Here is a 21,598-nt window from a genome sequence, read left to right on the forward strand (position 1 = left end):
CATTTGCATGCCAGTGTATGAATATGAATGTGATACCTGCGGTGTTTTTACTGCACTTAGAAAAATGAGTGAGTCTAGTGAGCCTGCGTTTTGTGATGAATGTGGTTGCGAAAGCCCACGCATTCTTTCAGCACCTCGCTTAGCAGTAATGGATAGAACACAGCGTGTAGCACATGAACGAAATGAAAAATCTGCGCATGACCCGAAAGTAGCAAAACGTTCAAGTTGTGGCTGTGCTGGTTCTCACACGTGCAAAACAAGCACAAAGGTGAACCCAGAAACAGGCAAAGCGGCTTTGCAAATGCAAACTAAAAAGACAGCAAGACCTTGGATGTTATCGCATTAATTAGTGCAAGAGCGCTGTTTAATTGGTGCAAAAGCACTATAAAAACTTAGTAAAAAGTTGGTGAGTTTAGTTTTATTTTAATTGTGGTTTTTTTGATTTTTAAATGAGGAGACAGAGTGATGAGTACTTTAAATAGGCGTAACTTTATGAAAGTTGGTGGCGCGCTAGCTGCGGCACTGCTTTCAGCAGGTATCTTAACTAACACAGCTTTGGCTGCTGACACTTCAACAGCCAAAGTGATGACTACGGGTCTAGCGGTAACAGACACGACAGTTAAAGTTGGTATTTTACATTCTGCTACAGGCACGATGGCCATTAGTGAAACAGGCTCTATTCAAGCTGAGAAGTTAGCGATTGAGCAAATTAATGCCATGGGTGGTATTTTGGGCCGTAAGATTGAAGTGATTCAAGAAGATGGCGCATCAGACTGGCCAACCTTTGCTGAAAAAGCAAAAAAACTACTGGCTTCAGACAAAGTAGCTGCGGTCATGGGTTGCTGGACATCAGCATCACGTAAAGCGGCATTGCCAGTGTTTGAAAAAGAAAATGGTCTATTGTTCTACCCAACTTTCTACGAGGGTTTAGAGCAATCTAAAAACGTTTTCTATACAGGCCAAGAAGCGACACAGCAAATTCTTGCTGGCTTAGATTGGATTGCTAAAGAGAAAAAAGCTAAAACTTTCTACCTAATCGGTTCTGACTACATTTGGCCACGTACTTCAATGAAAATTGCACGTAAACATATTGAGCAACATTTGCATGGCTCAGTTGTGGGTGAAGAGTACATTGCTTTGGGTGACACGCAATTTGGTTCTGTGATTAACAAAATCAAACTGAAAAAACCTGATGTGATTTACGCAGCAGTGGTTGGTGGTAGTAACGTTGCATGGTTTAAACAATTAAATGCAGCAGGTTTAAATTCAACTAAACAAACCATGTTAACGATCTCTGTAACAGAAGATGAAGTATTAGGCATTGGCGGTGAAAACTTAGCTGGTTTCTATTCAGCAATGAAGTACTTCCAATCACAAACAAATCCAGAAAATCTTAAATTTGTAGAAGCATTTAAGAAAAAATGGGGTGAAAAATCTGTGATTGGTGATGTAACACAAGCTGCTTACTTAGGCCCATGGTTATATAAAGCGGCAGTTGAGCGAGCTGGTAGCTTTGACGTAGATAAAGTACAAGCAGCATTACCAGGCTATGTATTTAAAGACGCTCCTGAAGGTGCTGTTACTGTTGAGAAAAACCATCACTTAACAACCAAGTTACGTATTGGTCAATGGGGCAAAGATGGTCAAGCTAAAGTGGTATACACCTCTGCTTACATCAAACCAGATCCATTTCCAAAAGGTTATCAATAATAGTGAGTTAGTTTGAAAGATGCAGCAGCTTAGTGAATAAGCTGCTGCCATCTGAATGTTAAAGCAGTTTTTATCTTAGTAGCGATTAAGTAGGAGGCCGTATGTTTGGATATTCGATGGCAGATATAGGCAATATCATGGTAATGCAGGGATTTTCTGGCCTGAGTATGTTTACGGTATTGCTGCTGATGGCACTTGGCCTAGCCATTATTTTTGGGCAAATGGGTGTAATCAATATGGCACACGGTGAGTTTATGACCATCGGAGCTTACACCACAGTCATGCTTTCTAAAGTCGCAACGACGTATGGTTTCGTTAATTATTACTTTGTTTTTGCCATTATTTTGGCATTTATTCTGGCCTTTGCGCTGGGATATTTCATTGAATTTATTATGATTCGGCATCTCTACAAGCGCCCACTAGACACGCTATTAGCGACATGGGGTTTGAGTCTAGTCATGCAGCAATCATTTCGTTCGACCTTTGGCGCAAAAGAAGTCAGTGCTGAATTACCTGAATGGATGTTGGGTTCATTTAAGCCTACACCTGATATTGACATACCGATTAACGGAGTTTTTGTAATGGTGCTTGCACTGTTTGTGACTGCTGGCGTTTACCTGTTTATGTACCGTTCTCGCTGGGGCCTTAGAGTCCGTGCAACGGTTCAAAACCGTGTAATGGCTGGCGCAGTGGGTATCAATACGCAAAAAGTAGATCGCGTGACGTTTGCCTTAGGTTGCGGAATCGCTGGTGTTGCAGGTGCTGCATTTACCACGATTGCCTCTACCGGACCAACAACAGGTACGCTTTATATTGTAGATAGCTTCATGGTGGTGGTGTTTGGTGGCGCAGCTAGCTTGATGGGTACGATTGCCTCAGCATTTGGTATCGCGCAAGCACAATCTATATTGCAATTTTTTATGACCAGCTCTATGGGTAAGGTCTCTACCTTATTAGTGATTGTTGGCATATTAATGATGAAACCAGAAGGCTTGTTTGCTTCTAAGCTTCGTAAGTAAACAGACAGGAGAATCCACATGAACGCATCCTTAAGTAAATTAGTTGGTGGCAAAGAAGGGCTGGTTGGCTTAGCTGTACTTGCCGCAATTATCTTTGTAGTGTTGCCGCTAGGCGTAGATATCTTTAGGTTAAATTTGGTTGGCAAATACCTCACTTACGCTTTTGTAGCAGTGAGCTTGGTATTGCTATGGGGTAATGGCGGTATTTTAAGCTTAGGGCAAGGCATATTTTTTGGTTTAGGCGGGTATGGCATGGCGATGTTTATGAAGCTTGAGGCATCAGACCCTATTACTACCAAAATACAAACAACCCCTGGTATTCCTGACTTTATGGATTGGAATCAAATCACATCTCTCCCTTGGTTCTGGGAGCCGTTCAAGAGCTTGCCATTAACGATACTGATCATACTGACAATCCCCGCTTTATTTGCTTATTTAATCGGATTTGCGATGTTTAAACGTCGTGTAGGCGGTGTTTACTTCGCGATTATCACGCAAGCTATTGCCCTTATATTAAGTATTTTGATTGTAGGTCAACAAGGTTTTACTGGTGGTGTGAATGGCATTACTGATCTTAAAACTGTTTGGGGATGGGATACACGTAACGATAGCGCGAAATACATTTTGTATTACCTCAATGGCTTTCTGTTGTTTGGTGCAATCTTGCTTTCAAAATATGTGTTGAACAGTAAATTCGGTATGTTGTTATTAGCTATGCGTGATAAAGAAGAGCGTGTACGTTTCTCTGGTTACGACGTATCAAACTTTAAAATATTCATTTTCTGTCTAGCCGCGATGATTTCAGCAGTTGGTGGAGCCATGTTTACCCTACAAGTTGGCTTTATGTCGCCATCTTTTGTAGGTATTGTGCCGTCCATTGAAATGGTTATTTTCTGTGCGGTGGGTGGTCGGGCATCTTTAATTGGTGCGGTTTACGGTACGTTATTTGTGAATTTTGGTAAAACATTCTTTTCAGAAAGTTACCCAGAGCTATGGCTTTTCATCATGGGTGGATTGTTTATCGCTGTAGTGATGTTTTTTCCTGACGGTTTAGCTGGAGTTTGGGCTAAATATAGCCATAAACTTAACTTCTTTAAAAAAAAGTCTAGGTTGACTACTGCAGCAGTCACCGATTCAACAAAAATTGATGCCGGTAAAAAAACAGTGAAAGAGATTGATGTGACTAACATTAAGGGAGCGAAAGCATGAGTAATACAGACTTTGTGTTAGCCATTGAAGATTTAACGGTATCGTTTGATGGCTTTAAGGCGGTCGATAATCTGACAATGTACATAGATAAAAATGAGCTTCGTGTCGTGATTGGGCCAAATGGTGCAGGCAAAACGACGGTATTAGATTTAATCTGTGGTAAAACTAAATCGACTAACGGCTCTATCAAATTTATGAATAAAGAGCTAACTAAGCTTTCAGAGCATGAAATTGTTCGCGAAGGGGTTGGGCGTAAATTTCAAACACCGTCAATTTATGAAAACCTTTCGGTGTATCAAAATTTAGAGGTGTCCTATCCTAAAGGTCGTAGCGTTTGGGGTAGCTTATTCTTTAAACGTACGGCAGAGGTGAAAGAGCAAGTATTTAAAATTGCAGAAGAAATCATGCTCACTAATTTTTTAGATATGGAGGCTGCCTTATTGAGCCATGGTCAAAAGCAATGGTTAGAGATAGGTATGCTGTTGATGCAGGATCCTCAGTTGTTAATGTTAGATGAGCCTGTCGCTGGAATGAGTGCTAAAGAGCGTGATCAAACGGCTGAGTTGCTTAATAAAATCAGCAATAACCGTTCAGTATTGGTGATTGAGCATGACATGGAGTTCGTAAAGAAAATCGCTCATAAAGTCACTGTGCTGCATCAAGGAAAGATCTTGGCTGAAGGTCCTATGGACCAAGTACAAGAAGATGAAAAAGTGATTGAAGTTTATCTTGGACATTAAGTCCAGTTTATTAATACAAGCCAGTAATCCAGCCCATTAAGGAAACTTGATATGTTTGAAATTGAAAATCTGCAAGTAAGCTATGGTCAAAGCCAAGTGATACATGGACTTAACTTTACCGCTAATAAAAATGAAACGCTTGCTATTATGGGTCGTAACGGCATGGGTAAAACTACGCTGTTTAAATCACTGATGGGTATTTTGCCAAGCAAAACAACAAAAGCTGTTGTCGACGGTGTTAGCTTAGAAGGGAATGATAGCTACCAGCGAGTTGCCAAAGGTTTAGCTTATGTACCACAGGGACGTATGATTTTCCCTAATATGACAGTGCAAGAAAACATTGAAACAGGGTTAGAAAAGTCTAAAACGCGTGAGATTCCAGAAGATATTTATGCGCTCTTTCCTGTGTTATACGACATGCGTAAACGCAAGGGCGGTAATCTATCTGGGGGACAGCAGCAGCAACTCGCGATTGCTCGGGCGCTGGTGACTAATCCTAAAGTATTGTTGCTAGATGAACCAACTGAAGGAATCCAGCCGTCTATCATTAAAGACATCGCTAAAGTCTTGAACGAGATTCGTAAAATGCGAGAAATTACCATTATCGTTTCCGAGCAAGTATTGAGCTTTACCATGGAAATTGCAGATCGCATTATTGTGATAGACAAAGGTAAGTTCATTCATGAAGATACTCGCGATAATGTAGATGCTGCTAAAATTAAAGGTTATTTGTCAGTTTAAAATATTTTATGCAAAAAATTTATGGCATCATGGAGTGATGGATGACGCAACAATATTACAAAGCACTAGCCCATTAGCTCAAGAGCAGCCTGCACTCAAGTGCTGGGAAGCAAGCTTAAGTTTAGATTTTTCTAAACGACATGATCGCAGTTATTTAGCTAAAAACTTGCACGTAGGCCCACTGGTTTTGCAAAAATCTTTGCACCCAGAAGGTGATGCGGTGTGTCATGGTGTGGTGGTGCACCCGCCAGGTGGCGTAGCTGGCGGAGACTCACTCACACTTAATGTGAGTCTTAATCAGGGCGCATATGCTTTACTCACTACGCCTGGCGCAGGTAAATGGTATAAAGCCAATGGGCAACAAGCTTGCCAGTATTTGAAGTTCAATCTAGGAAAAAACACCTGTTTTGAATGGTTACCACAAGAGAATATTTTGTTTGATGGTGCTCAAGTTAAGTTTAACTCTGAGGTTAGTTTAGATGCTGAAGCTAAGTATGCTGGTTGGGAAGTATTGTGTTTTGGTCGCCAGGCACAAAAAGAAGTATGGCAAACGGGTCACTTGCATCAAAATTTGAGTATTCGTAGAAATGGTAAATTGATTTGGAATGAGCTTAGCTTTTTGGAGCCAGAACAAAAAGTCATGCAGTCGATAGTGGGTTTACACGGTAATGCAGTGTCAGCAAGTTTTGTGATTGCGGCAGGTAAAGTTCCAGATGGAGTGTTAGCGGCATGTAGAGAAATACAGCCTAAATTAGCCTTAGATATGCAGGCCAGATATGGTGTGACTACGATGCCAGAAATTTTTTCTGCAAGATATATCGGTCAGTCAGCACAATGTGCAAGGCAATATTTTGAGTCGTTATGGCAGATTTTACGCCCTTGGTATGCAGGTCTAGAAGCGACAAGACCGCGAATTTGGAACACCTAAATTTTTTTAAAAAGTAACTTGTGCCCTCACAATAATAGACTAATGCCGATTAAAAAGAGAGTTTTTGCATGGAATTGAATGTATGGAATTAACCCCTAGAGAGAAAGATAAACTTCTCATCTTTACTGCTGGCTTACTTGCAGAACGTCGCAAGGCGCGAGGCTTAAAGCTTAATTATCCAGAATCGATTGCCCTTATTTCAGCCGCCATTATGGAAGGTGCGCGCGACGGCAGAACCGTCGCAGAGTTGATGAGCTACGGCACAACTTTGCTGACACGTGATGATGTGATGGAAGGAATTGCTGAGATGATTCCGGACATTCAGATCGAGGCAACTTTTCCAGATGGCACTAAGCTTGTCACCGTTCACCATCCAATTCCGTAAAGGCTGCTCAAATGATTCCAGGTGAAATGAAAATCGCTAACGGTGACATCACAATAAATGCTGGCAGAGCCACTGTGACAATTGACGTATCTAATATGGGTGACCGACCAATACAAATCGGTTCGCATTATCACTTTTTTGAAACTAACGAAGCTTTGAGTTTTGATAGACAAGCGGCTTATGGTTTTAGGTTAAATATTGCATCAGGTACGGCTGTCCGTTTTGAGTCGGGTCAAACGCGTACGGTAGTGTTAGTGGCGCTGGCTGGCGAAAGAAAAGTATATGGCTTCGCAGGTAAAGTGATGGGGTCACTCAAATGAGCGTAAAACCATGAGTATAAACATAGACAAGCGTGCCTATGCCGAGATGTTTGGTCCGACTGTGGGCGATAAAGTGCGCCTAGCCGATACCGAACTCTGGATAGAAGTAGAGAAAGATTACACGCTCTATGGCGAAGAAGTTAAATTCGGCGGTGGTAAAGTCATTCGTGATGGTATGGGTCAAGGTCAGTTGTGTGCTAAAGACGTTGCTGATACGGTCATTACTAACGCATTGATTATTGACTACTGGGGTATTGTTAAAGCCGACATCGGCATTAAAAATGGACGAATCTCTGCCATTGGTAAAGCGGGTAACCCTGATATTCAGTCAGCTGTGACGATTCCTATGGGCGCAGGCACAGAGATTATTGCGGGCGAAGGCATGATAGTGACTGCAGGCGGGGTGGATACACATATTCACTTTATCTGTCCGCAACAAATCGAAGAAGCTTTGATGTCTGGCGTGACAACCATGTTGGGCGGTGGCACAGGCCCAGCCACTGGGACTTTTGCAACCACTTGTACACCAGGCCCTTGGCATATTCACCGTATGTTGCAATCGGCAGATGCATTTCCGATGAACTTGGGCTTTTTAGGTAAAGGTAATGTGAGCTTGCCAGAGCCGTTGCGTGAACAAGTTGAAGCTGGTGCCATTGGATTAAAGCTGCATGAAGACTGGGGTACTACACCTGCTGCGATTGATAACTGCTTGAATGTGGCGGAGGAAATGGACATTCAAGTGGCGATTCACTCGGATACTTTGAATGAATCTGGCTTTGTAGAAACGACGATTGCAGCCTTTAAAGACCGCACCATACATACCTTTCATACCGAAGGCGCGGGCGGCGGTCATGCACCAGACATTATTAAAGCGGCTGGTTACGCTAATGTGCTGCCGTCATCCACTAACCCTACGCGTCCATTTACGGTCAACACTATCGATGAGCACTTGGATATGCTCATGGTCTGCCATCATCTAGACCCAGCCATTGCAGAAGACATTGCTTTTGCCGAAAGTCGTATTCGTCGCGAGACTATTGCCGCAGAAGATATTTTGCATGATTTAGGCGCATTTTCTATGATGTCATCTGACTCGCAAGCCATGGGGCGCGTGGGGGAGGTGATTATTCGTACTTGGCAAACTGCACATAAAATGAAAATACAGCGTGGCGCCCTAGCTGAAGATTCAGCTAGCAATGATAATTTTCGTGTGAAACGCTATATTGCCAAATATACGATTAATCCTGCGCTCACGCATGGTATTGCCGATACCGTAGGCTCAATAGAAGTTGGAAAGTTAGCAGATTTGGTTCTGTGGCGACCAGCGTTTTTTGGGGTGAAACCTTCCACTATTCTAAAAGGTGGAATGATAGCTGCTGCTGCGATGGGTGACCCGAATGCATCTATTCCTACGCCACAACCAGTGCATTATCGCCATATGTTCGGCGCCTATGGTGGAGGGCTTAAAACCTCCGTCACTTTTGTATCGCAAGCGGCTTTGCACAATCCGGCTTTGGCTGCGCTTAATTTAAATAAGACGCTAGTACCGGTCCGAGGCACGCGCACTGTCAGAAAAGTAGACATGATACATAACGGCTATATGCCAAAAATTGATGTAGACCCTGAAACCTATATTGTTCGAGCTGATGGTATTTTACTTGCTTGTGAACCAGCAAGTATCTTGCCTATGGCACAGCGCTATTTCTTATTCTAGGTCTATTCTGGTTTTATTCTAGGTCTATTTCTGGGTTTATTTGATGATTAATATTAACAAACGTCTTGCTCATTTTCAGCAAAGCAAAGTCGATGATCAATTGGTGCTACCTTTTGATTTACGCCAAAGAAGTCGCTTACGTGTGACTTTATCATCAGGTCGTGAAGCCGCATTATTGCTTGATCGTGGAACTATCATGCGTGGCGGTGATTTACTTGAAACCGAAGATGGCTATGTTGTAGAAATTGTTGCTGCACCACAAGCCGTTACCGATGTCACCGCCAAAACGCCGCAAGCCTTAATGTGCGCCGCTTATCATTTAGGCAATCGGCATGTACCCTTGCAAGTGGGTGACGGCTGGCTGCGATTGGAGCAAGATCACGTGTTAAATGAAATGTTAGTGGGTTTGGGCATGATCACTACAGATCAAACTGCTCCATTTGAGCCTGAAGCTGGCGCCTACGGTGGCGGTCACAGACATGGTGGGGATGATGACAATTATCAGCGTTTGCCCTCTAAACGGTTGAAACCAAATGCTTAAGCAACCGAATATCGCGACTCATATTGCACCCAATATTGCGTTAAGCCGTTTGCTGCAACTTGCCAGCCCCATGCTGCCAGTCGGAGCTTACAGCTATTCACAAGGCTTAGAATGGGCCATTGAGTGTGGTGATGTAACCCATCAAGCAAGCGCTAAAACTTGGATAGCCGATGTGCTAGATATCTATCAACAGCGTTATGAACTGCCAATTTTATATCGCATATATCAAGCTTGGCAGGCTGATGATATGGCTGCCATTAGTGACTGGGATGCAAAATTTCAAGCTGGCCGTGATACCGCTGAAGCGCTAGCAGAGAGCCGTCAAATGGGCTATTCACTGCGTCGCTTATTAAATGATGTTGGGTCGTTACCATTAGAGTTTCTAGAAAAAATCAATGCGCTCGAAACCCCAGCTTTTCCTACAATATATGCAGGCATTGCCTATCATTGGCATATTTCTGCACAAGATTTGTTACATGCCTACGCTTGGTCTTGGGTGGAAAATCAAGTCAGTGCAGCCATGAAAGCTGTGCCGCTTGGGCAGGTGGCTGGCCAAAGAATCCTGCTGGAAGTAGGGGAGTCTCTACCAGAATGTGTCGCACAAGCGATGTGCTTAGAAGATTTTGCAATTAGTAACTTTGTTCCCGGCCTCAGCGTTGCTGGGTGTCGCCATGAAACCCAATATAGTCGATTATTCAGATCATGACCCCTACGAAAATAAAACCCAATACTCAATCAGAACCCTTACGTGTAGGCATAGGTGGGCCAGTAGGCTCTGGCAAAACGGCTTTAACATTGGCACTGTGTCAGCGTTTACGTGATGTTTATAACATTGCCGTGGTCACTAACGATATTTACACCAAAGAAGATGCCGAGTTTCTAACACGTAATGAAGCGCTCACGCCAGATCGCATTATTGGCGTAGAAACTGGTGGTTGCCCACATACCGCGATTCGCGAAGATGCTTCTATGAACCTAGAGGCGGTATCGCAATTGTGCGAACGTTTTGAGGCGCTAGATATTGTGTTTATTGAAAGTGGTGGTGATAATCTTGCGGCAACATTTAGCCCAGAACTTTCAGACTTAACTATTTATGTGATTGATGTTGCCGCGGGTGAAAAAATTCCACGCAAAGGTGGCCCGGGCATTACTAAGTCTGACTTACTTATTATCAATAAAATTGATTTAGCGCCTATGGTTGGCGCTTCTTTAGAAGTGATGGACAGAGATGCAAAGCGTATGAGAGGTGAGCGCCCGTTTATTTTTACTAACTTAAAAATTGGGCAAGGTTTAGAAGAAATCGTTAAATTTATTGAAAAGCAAGGCTTAATGCTTTAGGAGTAATGATATGAAAAAACAAATCACAATAGCGGCTTTATTTTCACTGTTTTCTGGAATCGCTAGCGCGCACCCTGGGCATGGTTTAGCAGGACATGGTTTAGACAGTGCATATGCAGGCTTTATGCACCCATTCACAGGTTGGGATCATTTACTGGTGATGCTGGCAATTGGTGTATGGGCCGCTAAGTTGGGTGGCAAAGCACGCTGGCAGCTGCCACTGACGTTTGTCGCCATCATGGCGACGGGTGCTGTATTGGGTTTATCAGGTTTAAATTTCGCCTTCGCAGAAACCGCGATTGCCGCCAGTGTCATGGCGATGGGCGTACTTTTGATGATGAGCTTGCCAATAAACAAGATGATGCAATTGAGTATTACAGCTCTATTTGCCTTATTTCATGGGTTGGCGCATGGTATAGAGCTTCAATCACAATCAAGTTTAGCTGCGTTAGGTGGAATGTTAGTCGCAACGGCTATGCTACATAGCCTAGGCCTTTTGATGGCATCTCAGCGCGTTAAGATGGCTCATGTGCTTAACAACTCTTTTGCTTGGTTATTGCTGTTGGTAGGTGGCTACTTATTATTAGGTTAGTCGGGTATTTATCTGCCTTAGGTTCTAAGCATCTAGGTTTTAAATATCTAGGTTTTAAATATATGAGGGAGATATCATCCCAAGGTATGTTTGTTGCTTACAACAATATACTTTATGAATATTGATGCAATCGGATGTTGAATTGAACCCTAATAATTTGTCATTGGCGCCGCCAGAAAATGCCAAGCCAACGCAGCGCATCATTAAAATACGCCGGGACTACAACACATGGGTGGCGAATGAATCGATAGAGGATTTTGCCCTTCGCTTTACACCTCGATCATTTCGTAAGTGGTCAATTTTTCGCGTTTCAAATACCGCTTTAAGCGCCATTTCTTTTCTGGTCTTAGAGGCCGTTGGTGGCACTATCGCGGTTAATTACGGCGCAGTAAATGCGCTGTGGGCGATTTTAGCTGTGGGTGTCATTATATTTTTGACCGCGCTACCTATTAGCTTTTATGCGGCTAAATATGGCCTAGACATGGATTTACTCACCCGTGGCGCTAGTTTTGGCTACATTGGCTCCACCATTTCATCTTTTATTTACGCCTCTTTCACGTTTATTTTATTTGCATTAGAAGCCGCCATTATGGCTTATGCACTAGAGCTATATTTTCATTTACCTCTTTACCTCGGATACTTAGTTAGCGCACTGGTCGTCATTCCTTTTGTGATTCACGGCGTTACATTAATCAATCGAATTCAGATGTTCACACAGCCTATTTGGCTGATACTCATGTGCATGCCTTTTATTGCAATCCTTTATCAAGATCCAGAAGTAATCTCTCGCATGATGCTCTTTGCAGGTGCATCTGGCGAGCGCGGTGAGTTTAATCTGCTTCTTTTTGGTGCTGCAACTGCGGTAGGGGTGGCCTTAATTCCCCAAATTGGTGAGCAGGTAGACTTTCTTCGCTTTATGCCTGAAAAAACACCTGAAAATCGTTGGCGATGGAATTTAGGCGTGCTGACGGCTGGACCTGGTTGGGTATTTGTAGGCATGATAAAAATGTCAGCAGGTGTTTTACTGGCTTATCTGGTGATTCAAAGTGACATGTCATTTTTACAGGCAACTAATCCTACACAAATGTATTTAGTGGGTTATCAGTATTTATTTAGCTCAAAAGAATTAGCTTTAGGTATGACTGCGTTATTTGTTGTGATTTCCCAAGTCAAAATAAATATGACCAATGCTTATGCAGGTTCACTTGCATGGTCTAATTTTTTTGCTCGGTTAACACATAGCCATCCAGGGCGCGTGGTTTGGGTGGTTTTTAATGCCAGTATCGCAATCGTATTAATGGAGTTAGATGTATTTAAAGCATTAGAGCAGGTATTGGCTTTATATTCAAACATCGCTATTGCATGGATTGCTGCTGTCGTGGCTGATTTAGTCATCAATAAGCCACTTGGCTTAAGCCCGAAGGGCATTGAATTTAGACGCGCTTATTTATACGACATTAACCCTGTGGGCGTGGGTGCTATGTTGCTGGCTTCGTTGTTTTCTATCACTGCGTTTTCAGGTGTTTTTGGCGTTGTACCTCAAGCATTCTCTGCTTTTATCGCATTATTTACCGCCTTGATTGCGTCTCCAATAATTGCTTGGCTTACCAAGGGTAAATACTATATTGCGCGCAAACCAATTGTCTTTAGCCCAACGACGCGTATCGCTAAATGCACCGTTTGTGAGCGCGAATATGAAACGCCAGATATGGCGCATTGCCCAGCATATCAAGGCTATATTTGTTCACTATGCTGTTGCCTAGATGCACGTTGTAATGATGCTTGCAAGCCTGATGCCAAATTTTCTACCCAATGGGAAGCTACCCTAAAGAAAGTATTACCTAAAACGCTTTGGACCTATCTGAACTCTGGTTTAAGTGCCTACTTACTTTTGATGAGTATTACCTTAACTTTTTTAGCTACCTTGCTATGGCTAATTTATTACCATGAAAGCCAAGTGCTGGCGCAAACCGCTGCTAGCTTATTGCCACAATTACGTTCTGGCTATCTGAAGATATTTTCCGCACTTGTGTTTGCAAGCGCCATTATTGCTTGGTGGTTGGTATTGACTGGTCAAAGCAGACGAGTAGCACAAGAAGAATCTAACCGTCAGACAGGTTTATTGCAACGTGAAATAGAGCTGCACCAAAAAACCGATGCTGAGCTTCAACTTGCACGACAGGTTGCAGATCAAGCTAACCAAGCTAAAAGTCGCTACATTACCGGTATTAGCCACGAACTTCGTACGCCACTCAATAGCATTTTAGGCTATGCGCAATTGTTAGATAACGATACGTCTATTCCAGATAGTCGTTTACAAGCGATACGTGTGATACGTCGTAGCGGCGAACATTTGCTATCACTCATTGAAGGTACATTAGATATTGCCCGTATTGAAGGCGGCAAACTCACTTTTGATATCAAACCGTTAAGATTTCCAGAGTTTATTAAGCAAATAGTCAGTATGTTTGAATTGCAAGCGCGTAACAAAGGTATTAATTTTGCCTATGAAGTGACAAGCGAGCTGCCAAAAATGGTGCGTGCTGACCAAAAACGCTTAAGCCAAATACTCATTAATATTTTGGGTAACGCCGTCAAGTTTACTCAACATGGCGGCGTGGTATTTCGGGTGCAATATGCACGTGAACTTGTGCAAATTGAGATTGAAGATACTGGCCCTGGCATACAAACCGATGAAATTGATACTGTATTTGAACCGTTCGCAAGAGGTAGCGCAGCTGCCAACGATAGAATAGGCGGCACGGGTTTAGGCCTCACTATCAGTAAGTTGTTAACGCAATTAATGGGCGGTGAAATCAGTGTGAACAGCGTGGTAGGGAAAGGTACCATATTTAAAATTAAGTTATTTTTACCACAAATACACCAAACTCAAGAAATAGAAGCAGTATTAGCCGCCCAACGTATTGGCTATGTTGGCGCAAGAAAGAAAATACTGGTGGTAGATAATGAGTATATTGATAGAGAAATGTTAGTTACTCTGCTCCAGCCGCTAGGGTTTGAAATGGCCGAAGCCGCCAACGGACTAGAGTGCCTTGAACAACACACAACATTTAACCCTGATCTGATTTTAATGGATCTTGCAATGCCTATGATGGATGGCTGGGAAGCAAGTTATGTCATACGTAAAGTACGGCAGTCTGATGTGCCAATTGGTATTGTATCGGCCAATGCTTTCGATAAAGGTTTAGAGAATACTGCAGGCATAGGTGCCGAAGACTTTATATTAAAACCTGTAGAGCTATCTGAGTTGTTAGATTGGCTAGGTAAACAACTTAATTTAGAATGGATTACCGCGTCAGAAAATCAGCTATTGCCTGTCGAAGAGCCAAACTCTACGCCTGTATTGGTTGCACCACCTAAAATCTATCTAGATGAGTTGTTAGCGTTAATGAAAATAGGGTATGTTCGGGGTATTTCTAAAAAAATAGATGAAATAGAGAGTTTAGATGTCGAATATAAAGTATTTGCTATTGCGATGAGAAAGTTTGCGCAACAGTTCCAGTTAGCTGCCATGAAGAAATTTGTGGAAGAGATTAACACTTATGAGTAACCTTAAGCCAAGCAGAGACGGTGCGCCTATTGTGCTCATCGTCGATGATGTGCCCGATAACTTAGCGGTGTTACACGATGCATTAGATGAATCAGGGTTTACTGTATTAGTCGCTAATAACGGCGAAGCCGCCCTAGTGGCAGCGATAGAAGCGCAACCTGGCATTATATTGCTCGATGCTATCATGCCTGGCATGGATGGTTTTGAGGTCTGCAGAAAGCTAAAAGCAGATATTAATACTCGTCATATTCCAATCATTTTTATGACCGGGCTCACTGAGTCTGAGCATGTGGTTGCAGCGTTTCAGGCGGGGGGGACGGATTATATTACGAAGCCTATACGTGCAATAGAGGTACTCGCAAGAATTGATGCACACATGCAAACTTCGCGATTAATGAGTCAGGCGCGTGGGGCCTTAGATGCATTTGGTCAGGCTGCTATTGCCATTACGCCAAGTAATGGCAAGGTTGTATGGCAAACGCCGCTAGCAAGAGAGTGGATGCAGCGATATTTTCCAGAGCACTATGCGCATTTTCAATCCAAAACGCCGCCACAAGTATTATCTTGGATTGAAAAAGTATCACTCGCTCGAGAAACGCAAGCTGACATACCACTCTTGACGATTGTTTTACCAAGAGGGCGTTTGAACTTTGTTCCAGCAGAACTTAACGATAGTGAACAGTGGGTAATTTTGCTGCGAGAAGAGTCTGATGCTGCTCAGATAGAGGCATTGATGACAATATTTAAGTTAACCAGCCGAGAGTCAGAAGTTTTGTACTGGGCCACCAAAGGTAAAACCAGCCGCGATATTGGTGACATTCTTGGCTCCAGCCCACGCACCGTCAATAAACACTTAGAGCATGTGTTTGTTAAGTTAGGCGTAGAAACAAGAACTGCGGCGGCGGCATTAGCCTCTAGCAAAATTCGTACTATAAAGTAATCAAAATCAAACCATAGATTATCGCCGCCGTGCTGCGATAACATTTGGCACCTGCTGTATCAAGCCCAGTAGGCGGCTTAGTTGTTCCAAATCAGAGATCTCGATCGAAAACTGCATTAACGCCAGATGATTCCTACTCATTGTGTTGGCCTTGGTGGCGTTGATTTTTTCACGAGCAAATAGGTCGCTGATGTCTCGAAGCAGGCCTTGACGGTCATGTGCTTCCACTTCGATATCCACGTCCGAGCGGACACTCTGAGAGTTACCCCACTGGGCATTGAGCACGCGATCGTGCCGTTCCTCTGGTAATCGTGCGATAAATGTACATGCCTTACGATGAATCGTTACCCCATGGTCGCGCGTGAGGTAGCCAACAATGACATCCTGAGGCATAGGTTTGCAGCATTTGGCTGTGCTGGTTTGCAAGTTACCAATACCTTCAATCACGACCTCAGTCTGAGATTTTACATTTGAAATGCGTCTGGGAGCGATTGGTGTGTCCGTTTGCTCAGGTTTTGGAGCCGCCTCACCCTGAATAGCGAGGGCAATTTGATGCTCGCTGATATTTCCGCGCCCAATGGCAGCCAGAAAATCTTCAAGTTTCTGAAATTGTAGTTTCTGCGCTATTTTTTCTTGATTGATGGCTCCTACGCCGGCACGGTGCAACTCGCGATCCAACTTGGCACGACCCTGCGCTATATTTTCTTCGAAATGCTGATATTTGAACCAGTGCCTAACCTTGGCGCGAGCGCCCGGACTTTGCAAGAAACCAAGCGTAGCATTGAGCCAATCGCGGCTAGGTGAACCATGTTTTGACGTTAGAATCTCTACGCGCTGACCGTTTTGTAGCTTCGTGTTGAGAGGCACGATGCTTCCATCTACCTTCGCGCCGCGCGTCCGATGGCCTAAATCAGTATGCAATGTATAAGCGAAATCAATAGGGGTGGCGCCTGTGGGTAAATCAATCACCTTGCCTTGTGGCGTTATTACGTAGACTTTGTCTTGGAACAGTTCGCTCTTGAATTGTTCTAATAAGTCGCCGCTGTCGGCAACTTCGTCTTTCCATGCCAATATCTGGCGCAACCAAGCGACTTTCTCGTCGAATTTAGCGTCTGATTTACCGCCTTCCTTATAACGCCAGTGGGCTGCAACGCCCAGTTCGGAATGCTGATGCATCTCAACAGTGCGAATCTGAACTTCCAGCGCCAATCCGCGTGGTCCGCTAACGGCAGTATGCAAAGAACGGTAGTTGTTGCTCTTAGGGCGCGCGATATAATCGTCAAACTCACCAGGGATAGGCTGCCATAGGTTATGAATCAGACCAAGCACGGTGTAACAGTCTTTAATATCGTCGACCAGAATCCGCACCGCACGCACATCATAAAGCTCGTTGAAATCAAGGCGCTTACTTTTCATCTTATTGATGATGCTATAAATGTGCTTGGGGCGCCCAGTCACTTCCCCTTTGATTTCTGCATGGCTCAGTTCATATTTTAGTTGGTTCACAACATCAATGATGTATTGCTCTCGGTCGACGCGTCGCTCATCCAACATTTTCGCCACTTCTTTGTAGAGTTGAGGCTCTAGATAACGTAGCGAGAGGTCTTCCAACTCCCATTTAATCTGCCACACACCAAGACGGTTGGCCAGCGGCGCAAAAATTCCCTTGCTCTCCTGTGCAATTCGCTTCTGCTGGCTAGGGCTAGCTCCAGATAAGCAGCGCAAAGTATGCGTGCGTTCAGCCAGTTTAATCAGTACGACGCGGATGTCTTGCACCATTGCCAACAACATTTTGCGCAAGCTCTCTACCTGCTGCGCGTGGTCACCATTTTTCAAGTCAGGGTCATGCAGGCCTTCAATCTCGCTGAATGCTTGAATTTGCTCCATACGTGAAATACCTTCAACCAAGCCAACAATATTGGCACCGAATTGAGTTTCCAGCGCTCTATGCCAATCAACGAGGCTCTCTGGCACAGCATGTAGTATCGTTGCGGCAATGGTTTCCACATCCATGTTCATGTCGATGAGGATGGTCGCCGCTCCCAGAGCATGCTGCAATAGTGGCGTACCTGTCAGCTCAGTACAACCAGCATAGAGCGGGGTAACTAGATCGCAGGCAAGACGAATTAACTCAACATCAGTGGTCGAGAAACGCTTCGATAAAGACTCAATCCAAGAAGAAACATCGCTCTCCTTTGATGCTAGTAAAACAGAATTTGTGTTGTGAATAGAAACCATGAAATATTATCGCATCAAGGTGCCAGCATATACAGCTTAAATGTTAGACAGATTACTAAAGTCTGCGCAAACTTATAACAAGTCAGCATCACTAAGTTTTGTTAAGTCCTCACCATTTATGGATTAATTATTTACGCATTTCAAAATAAATGGAAAATGCTGCGTGGAGAGTAGCTAATACGCAGGACTATTCCGAAGTGATTATATCTTTACTTCGTATAATGTATAGAACGGACTGGGCAAGGGCGCGGGTTCCCACCATATTTACGTTATGTAAAAAATAAATATGTTATTTAACGGTTAGGAAAGATTTTCCGAACCGTTGAGGGTAAGATACCGAAACTATTCCGAAGAATCAATAAAAATATATATAGGGAGAAATTTTTGGCTAGCTCTGAAGATAATAACTTTCTTACTGAAACATTCACATCCGCAAAAGAACTAATTACAGAAAGGTTCTCAAGTCCGTTTATATTTTCATTTTTTGTTTCATGGATTATATTCAATTACAAAGTTGCGATAATTACTTTCACAGATGTTTCTGATAGTTTTTCAATAGAAAACAAATTAAGCTTAATAAATTCAACATTAGTAAAATCAAGCTTAAGTGTTCCCTATGTGGACGTAGTGATTTTATTAAATGCTTTTGCATTACCTTTCATGGCAGCATGTTTCTATACCTTTATTTATCCATTTGCAGATTATTACATCACTAGATTTACTTTAGACCGCAAGGTAAAGATTAGAAACGCGCGAGTATTATCTGAAGGGAAAATTGTATACAGCCAAAAAGACGTTCAAAAAATCTACCTTCAATACTCTGTGGCAGAAAAGGATTTAACCTCACGCATTGAAAGAGCTGAAGTAACAGAAAACCAACTAAGAACTCAATTAGAAAGCCTAGAAAAGCTTATAGCGTCTCAAAAATTAGCGGAAGATGAACGTATAAAATCAGAATCAGAAAAGTCTCAAAACGAATCTAATAAACCATTAGCTAAAAGTGAAACAATAGAAATGGAAAAGCTAGCTAAAGATATTCAAACGTTTAAAGAGGTATCAATAGATGATTCACCTAAGATCAGGCGAATAACAATAACTAAAAAACAAATTTCCGAGCTAATTAATAACCTATCAAACGAGGAGCTAAAAGGAATTTCATTAATCGGTGAGGTCACCGCTGTCAAAAGCTCAGTCACTGTAAAAGATTTTTCAATGATTTCCTCTCGAAATACATTAGATTCCTTAGTAGAAAGTGGTCTTGCTAGAATTACAACTGACTTATCTACATTGGAAAAAATTGTTAACCTTACAGGTTTAGGTAATCAAATATATAAACAATTCAAAAATACAGCCCTAAAGCAGAGAGACTCTAGTTCAATTTAGTTGGAAATTTCAGCATACCCGGTCCACGCTTTCTAGAAGTAATTTGTAGCGGCCAATTAATCAACCAACGACCATTCTCAAGTTTTTTTCCAGACATGCGCCCATTAGTTAGCAGCTGGCGAACTCTACGTTAATAGATAAGCGTTTTGCCACTTGTGCAGGTGTAACTTGCATAATCATTTAGCATTCAAACGACGCTGTAATTCGACCTCTTGCCTAAGTAAAAATGCTTCGTATTGCTCACAACGTAGCTTCATATCCCTACGCAATGCAACTGACAAATGAAAACCTTCAGATTGCGCATATTTTTGATAACGCTCAATCAACTCTGGTTCAATACGAATTTGTATTATCGAAGTTTTAGATTTAGTCATAAAAACCCTTAAAAATGTAGTTTGTAATGACAATGTATGTACAGTGTCATTACATTTAGCTGTTGAATAGTGTCCGTAACCCGCATGGTTGCTTGTTCGTTTACAATGTGTCCGTAATATAAATTAAGGGACACACCTTCAGCCAAACCGCTTGAGGCGCTGGCGCGCCTCTGCGGTTTGTCTTAAGGTAGCCCATGAGTTAATAAAAAAGTCCTATTGGCGACTCTTGTAAATTCACAAATGCAGTCTACAGAGGAGGGCGCACAAACAAATATATTAATGAGTGTGATTGCTTCGCAAGGCAACAGCATGGCTACGCCATGTTGCCAACGCTGGAGCGTTTCACAGAGAAAGTAGGGAGCTAACATCAACGCATACCCCCTTGAATGACTCTCAAATGCAGACGCTCGATAGGCACCCTTTTTACTTGCTTTGCCAACTCACGAGCTTTTTCTCTTTCTGCAATCCATATACGCGCCATTTGGAACATGTTTTGAATATAGAGCAACTCATGTGCTCTGAATTGACGACCAGTAGGGTTGTAGATTGAGCCGCCCCGAATAGACCAACCTTCCCATTCTTTACCAGGCAATTCGTAATTAGTTAAAACACGTAGTAACTTAAAAGACGCATAAGGAATGGTAGTTTTACCAGCTTCCCAATTATCAACAGTTTTTGGGCTGACATGTAGAAGCTCTGCGACGTTTTTTTGGCTTAAGCAAGCCATACGCCTTGCTAAAATAAAATCTTCAGCCAGAGGTGGGTAAAATCGCTTCGGTTTGTATTTAGGCATAATAAGCACCTAATGCAATGATTCTAGTGATTCAAGTTCTTCATATTTCTCAAAGAGCTTGTCACAAGTCAGTCCAATACAAACATCTGAAAACTTACTTAGATCAGATATCGCAGCGTGAGTATCGAAAGAAAAGCCAAAGAATTTTTCCGCGTGTTGAATAGAATTAATTAAAGGGGCTTGTAAAACTGGATTATTTATAAGACCATTGAAGACATCAATCGCAATCAAACATAGTTTGAGCTGCTCCTGTGTCAAATCTAGTTGCACCAAATCTTGTGACAAGTTCACCATTTGTATATCTCCTGATAAATGGTGAAAACCCGCGAGGGGACTTGCTAATCCGCCGATTACTATTCCGAAGCGATTATATCTTTACTTCGTATAATGTATATTATGTAAAATTAAATGTAATAATAGATTATCTAATTTAAGTATCAGTCACCACTATTCTGATAACTGATACTTAAAGTCTAATTAAATTTATTCTTAATTAGATGATCTACACTCAACTTACCTGCGCCACCAAACAGCAATGGTAAAAACATCATTAGGTAAATAAGTGGTAATTTGTAGTTACCAAATCCGTCGCCATCTTCGTCAACGATTCTGTAACCTTTGAGTAGCTCGCTTAAGTTGCTTACATGTTCAGGCCAATGCACGGCTGAGATTGCAACTATGGTGAGAATCATTAACGATATTGAGAAAAATCTTGTGGCAAAACCAAATGCTAGCGCAAACGCGCCAGTAATCTCAAAAAATGTTGAGATGCCCCAACTAATATCCGGTGGTAATAAATTGAATGGAAATGGAAAAGCTAAATCTGCAAACCAATTGGTACCGTGTAGTTTTTCAAAGCCAGACTCACCAAATTCCCATGCCAGTAGCAATCTTAAAAATAGTTGAGGTACACTTTCTGCTAGATTATTTAGTTGGTTGATACCAGCTTTATATAAATTTAAACCGCTGGAGATTAAGTTTGTTGTACTCATTTTAAGTCCCTTGTTAATGTTTATTTGTTTCTATAATCATTAGTCGCGGAAAATTAAAATGACTTACAAA

General features: G+C 42.5%; 22 protein-coding genes. 17 read left to right on the forward strand and 5 right to left on the reverse strand.

The window, feature by feature from the left end:
• Positions 1–7: 7 nt before the first annotated feature.
• The 16 genes from PSU72_RS06630 to PSU72_RS06705 all read left to right on the forward strand — a co-directional run bounded on the left by PSU72_RS06630 (position 8) and on the right by PSU72_RS06705 (position 15,748).
• A complete protein-coding gene (locus PSU72_RS06630; RefSeq protein WP_300431524.1) occupies positions 8–346 on the forward strand; it encodes a zinc ribbon domain-containing protein in 339 nt (112 codons plus the stop codon).
• 119 nt (positions 347–465) lie between these two features.
• Complete coding sequence (gene urtA / locus PSU72_RS06635) at positions 466–1,710, forward strand: urea ABC transporter substrate-binding protein (RefSeq protein WP_300431525.1); 1,245 nt, start codon at positions 466–468, stop codon at positions 1,708–1,710.
• Between the two features lie 101 nt (positions 1,711–1,811).
• Positions 1,812–2,729, forward strand: a complete 918-nt coding sequence (gene urtB / locus PSU72_RS06640) for an urea ABC transporter permease subunit UrtB (protein ID WP_300431526.1) — start codon at positions 1,812–1,814, stop codon at positions 2,727–2,729.
• 18 nt (positions 2,730–2,747) lie between these two features.
• Complete coding sequence (gene urtC / locus PSU72_RS06645; RefSeq protein WP_300431527.1) at positions 2,748–3,938, forward strand: urea ABC transporter permease subunit UrtC; 1,191 nt, start codon at positions 2,748–2,750, stop codon at positions 3,936–3,938.
• Positions 3,935–4,678, forward strand: a complete 744-nt coding sequence (gene urtD / locus PSU72_RS06650) for an urea ABC transporter ATP-binding protein UrtD (RefSeq protein ID WP_300431528.1) — start codon at positions 3,935–3,937, stop codon at positions 4,676–4,678. Before urtC ends, urtD begins: the two co-directional genes overlap by 4 nt.
• Before the next feature lie 51 nt (positions 4,679–4,729).
• Complete coding sequence (gene urtE, locus PSU72_RS06655; protein WP_013148059.1) at positions 4,730–5,419, forward strand: urea ABC transporter ATP-binding subunit UrtE; 690 nt, start codon at positions 4,730–4,732, stop codon at positions 5,417–5,419.
• A 37-nt stretch (positions 5,420–5,456) separates the two neighbouring features.
• Positions 5,457–6,347 (forward strand): urease accessory protein UreD, encoded by an 891-nt coding sequence (locus tag PSU72_RS06660; RefSeq protein ID WP_300431529.1) that lies wholly within the window; start codon positions 5,457–5,459, stop codon positions 6,345–6,347.
• Between the two features lie 82 nt (positions 6,348–6,429).
• Positions 6,430–6,732, forward strand: a complete 303-nt coding sequence (gene ureA / locus PSU72_RS06665) for an urease subunit gamma (RefSeq protein ID WP_013148061.1) — start codon at positions 6,430–6,432, stop codon at positions 6,730–6,732.
• An 11-nt stretch (positions 6,733–6,743) separates the two neighbouring features.
• Positions 6,744–7,052 (forward strand): urease subunit beta, encoded by a 309-nt coding sequence (locus tag PSU72_RS06670; protein WP_300431530.1) that lies wholly within the window; start codon positions 6,744–6,746, stop codon positions 7,050–7,052.
• 10 nt (positions 7,053–7,062) lie between these two features.
• Positions 7,063–8,766 carry an urease subunit alpha gene (ureC, locus tag PSU72_RS06675; RefSeq protein WP_300431531.1) on the forward strand — a complete coding sequence of 568 codons (1,704 nt, stop codon included), beginning with the start codon at positions 7,063–7,065 and terminating at the stop codon, positions 8,764–8,766.
• A gap of 43 nt (positions 8,767–8,809) precedes the next feature.
• Complete coding sequence (gene ureE, locus PSU72_RS06680; RefSeq protein WP_300431532.1) at positions 8,810–9,307, forward strand: urease accessory protein UreE; 498 nt, start codon at positions 8,810–8,812, stop codon at positions 9,305–9,307.
• Positions 9,300–10,013 (forward strand): urease accessory protein UreF, encoded by a 714-nt coding sequence (locus tag PSU72_RS06685; RefSeq protein ID WP_300431533.1) that lies wholly within the window; start codon positions 9,300–9,302, stop codon positions 10,011–10,013. The genes ureE and PSU72_RS06685 overlap by 8 nt, the downstream gene beginning before the upstream one ends.
• Entirely contained in the window at positions 10,010–10,645 is a 636-nt protein-coding gene (ureG, locus tag PSU72_RS06690; RefSeq protein WP_300431534.1) for an urease accessory protein UreG, read from the forward strand. Before PSU72_RS06685 ends, ureG begins: the two co-directional genes overlap by 4 nt.
• Positions 10,646–10,655: 10 nt before the next feature.
• Positions 10,656–11,237 carry a HupE/UreJ family protein gene (locus PSU72_RS06695; protein ID WP_300431535.1) on the forward strand — a complete coding sequence of 194 codons (582 nt, stop codon included), beginning with the start codon at positions 10,656–10,658 and terminating at the stop codon, positions 11,235–11,237.
• Positions 11,238–11,361: 124 nt separating this feature from the next.
• On the forward strand, positions 11,362–14,808 hold the full coding sequence (locus PSU72_RS06700) for an ATP-binding protein (RefSeq protein WP_300431536.1): 3,447 nt from the start codon (positions 11,362–11,364) through the stop codon (positions 14,806–14,808).
• Positions 14,801–15,748: a response regulator transcription factor gene (locus PSU72_RS06705; RefSeq protein ID WP_300431537.1), complete on the forward strand. Its 948-nt coding sequence runs from the start codon at positions 14,801–14,803 to the stop codon at positions 15,746–15,748. Before PSU72_RS06700 ends, PSU72_RS06705 begins: the two co-directional genes overlap by 8 nt.
• A gap of 18 nt (positions 15,749–15,766) precedes the next feature.
• On the opposite strand, the gene PSU72_RS06710 is transcribed toward PSU72_RS06705, so the two are convergent.
• Positions 15,767–17,986 carry a bifunctional (p)ppGpp synthetase/guanosine-3',5'-bis(diphosphate) 3'-pyrophosphohydrolase gene (locus PSU72_RS06710; protein ID WP_300431538.1) on the reverse strand — a complete coding sequence of 740 codons (2,220 nt, stop codon included), beginning with the start codon at positions 17,984–17,986 and terminating at the stop codon, positions 15,767–15,769.
• 384 nt (positions 17,987–18,370) lie between these two features.
• Between PSU72_RS06710 and PSU72_RS06715 the strand changes: the two genes are divergently transcribed.
• Positions 18,371–19,369, forward strand: a complete 999-nt coding sequence (locus PSU72_RS06715; protein WP_300431539.1) for a hypothetical protein — start codon at positions 18,371–18,373, stop codon at positions 19,367–19,369.
• A gap of 176 nt (positions 19,370–19,545) precedes the next feature.
• On the opposite strand, the gene PSU72_RS06720 is transcribed toward PSU72_RS06715, so the two are convergent.
• The 4 genes from PSU72_RS06720 to PSU72_RS06735 form a co-directional block, all read right to left on the reverse strand.
• Positions 19,546–19,743: a hypothetical protein gene (locus tag PSU72_RS06720; RefSeq protein ID WP_300431540.1), complete on the reverse strand. Its 198-nt coding sequence runs from the start codon at positions 19,741–19,743 to the stop codon at positions 19,546–19,548.
• 367 nt (positions 19,744–20,110) lie between these two features.
• Positions 20,111–20,536, reverse strand: a complete 426-nt coding sequence (locus tag PSU72_RS06725) for a VC1465 family Xer recombination activation factor (RefSeq protein WP_300431541.1) — start codon at positions 20,534–20,536, stop codon at positions 20,111–20,113.
• 9 nt (positions 20,537–20,545) lie between these two features.
• A complete protein-coding gene (locus PSU72_RS06730) occupies positions 20,546–20,830 on the reverse strand; it encodes a hypothetical protein (RefSeq protein WP_300431542.1) in 285 nt (94 codons plus the stop codon).
• A gap of 179 nt (positions 20,831–21,009) precedes the next feature.
• Positions 21,010–21,528 carry a DoxX family protein gene (locus PSU72_RS06735; protein ID WP_300431543.1) on the reverse strand — a complete coding sequence of 173 codons (519 nt, stop codon included), beginning with the start codon at positions 21,526–21,528 and terminating at the stop codon, positions 21,010–21,012.
• Positions 21,529–21,598: the final 70 nt, after the last annotated feature.

The organism is Methylotenera sp. (assembly GCF_029945535.1).
Lineage (GTDB): Bacteria > Pseudomonadota > Gammaproteobacteria > Burkholderiales > Methylophilaceae > Methylotenera.

Bases quoted from the DNA above. Each gene is read 5' to 3' on its own strand.
- ureG (WP_300431534.1), top strand. From the start codon at position 10,010: ATGACCCCTACGAAAATAAAACCCAATACTCAATCAGAACCCTTACGT.
- PSU72_RS06700 (WP_300431536.1), top strand. From the start codon at position 11,362: ATGCAATCGGATGTTGAATTGAACCCTAATAATTTGTCATTGGCGCCG.
- PSU72_RS06685 (WP_300431533.1), top strand. From the start codon at position 9,300: ATGCTTAAGCAACCGAATATCGCGACTCATATTGCACCCAATATTGCG.
- ureC (WP_300431531.1), top strand. From the start codon at position 7,063: ATGAGTATAAACATAGACAAGCGTGCCTATGCCGAGATGTTTGGTCCG.
- ureA (WP_013148061.1), top strand. From the start codon at position 6,430: ATGGAATTAACCCCTAGAGAGAAAGATAAACTTCTCATCTTTACTGCT.
- urtA (WP_300431525.1), top strand. From the start codon at position 466: ATGAGTACTTTAAATAGGCGTAACTTTATGAAAGTTGGTGGCGCGCTA.
- PSU72_RS06710 (WP_300431538.1), bottom strand. From the start codon at position 17,986: ATGGTTTCTATTCACAACACAAATTCTGTTTTACTAGCATCAAAGGAG.
- PSU72_RS06735 (WP_300431543.1), bottom strand. From the start codon at position 21,528: ATGAGTACAACAAACTTAATCTCCAGCGGTTTAAATTTATATAAAGCT.
- urtB (WP_300431526.1), top strand. From the start codon at position 1,812: ATGTTTGGATATTCGATGGCAGATATAGGCAATATCATGGTAATGCAG.
- ureE (WP_300431532.1), top strand. From the start codon at position 8,810: ATGATTAATATTAACAAACGTCTTGCTCATTTTCAGCAAAGCAAAGTC.
- PSU72_RS06720 (WP_300431540.1), bottom strand. From the start codon at position 19,743: ATGACTAAATCTAAAACTTCGATAATACAAATTCGTATTGAACCAGAG.
- PSU72_RS06730 (WP_300431542.1), bottom strand. From the start codon at position 20,830: ATGGTGAACTTGTCACAAGATTTGGTGCAACTAGATTTGACACAGGAG.
- PSU72_RS06725 (WP_300431541.1), bottom strand. From the start codon at position 20,536: ATGCCTAAATACAAACCGAAGCGATTTTACCCACCTCTGGCTGAAGAT.
- PSU72_RS06695 (WP_300431535.1), top strand. From the start codon at position 10,656: ATGAAAAAACAAATCACAATAGCGGCTTTATTTTCACTGTTTTCTGGA.
- PSU72_RS06660 (WP_300431529.1), top strand. From the start codon at position 5,457: ATGGATGACGCAACAATATTACAAAGCACTAGCCCATTAGCTCAAGAG.
- PSU72_RS06670 (WP_300431530.1), top strand. From the start codon at position 6,744: ATGATTCCAGGTGAAATGAAAATCGCTAACGGTGACATCACAATAAAT.
- urtD (WP_300431528.1), top strand. From the start codon at position 3,935: ATGAGTAATACAGACTTTGTGTTAGCCATTGAAGATTTAACGGTATCG.
- urtC (WP_300431527.1), top strand. From the start codon at position 2,748: ATGAACGCATCCTTAAGTAAATTAGTTGGTGGCAAAGAAGGGCTGGTT.
- PSU72_RS06630 (WP_300431524.1), top strand. From the start codon at position 8: ATGCCAGTGTATGAATATGAATGTGATACCTGCGGTGTTTTTACTGCA.
- PSU72_RS06705 (WP_300431537.1), top strand. From the start codon at position 14,801: ATGAGTAACCTTAAGCCAAGCAGAGACGGTGCGCCTATTGTGCTCATC.
- urtE (WP_013148059.1), top strand. From the start codon at position 4,730: ATGTTTGAAATTGAAAATCTGCAAGTAAGCTATGGTCAAAGCCAAGTG.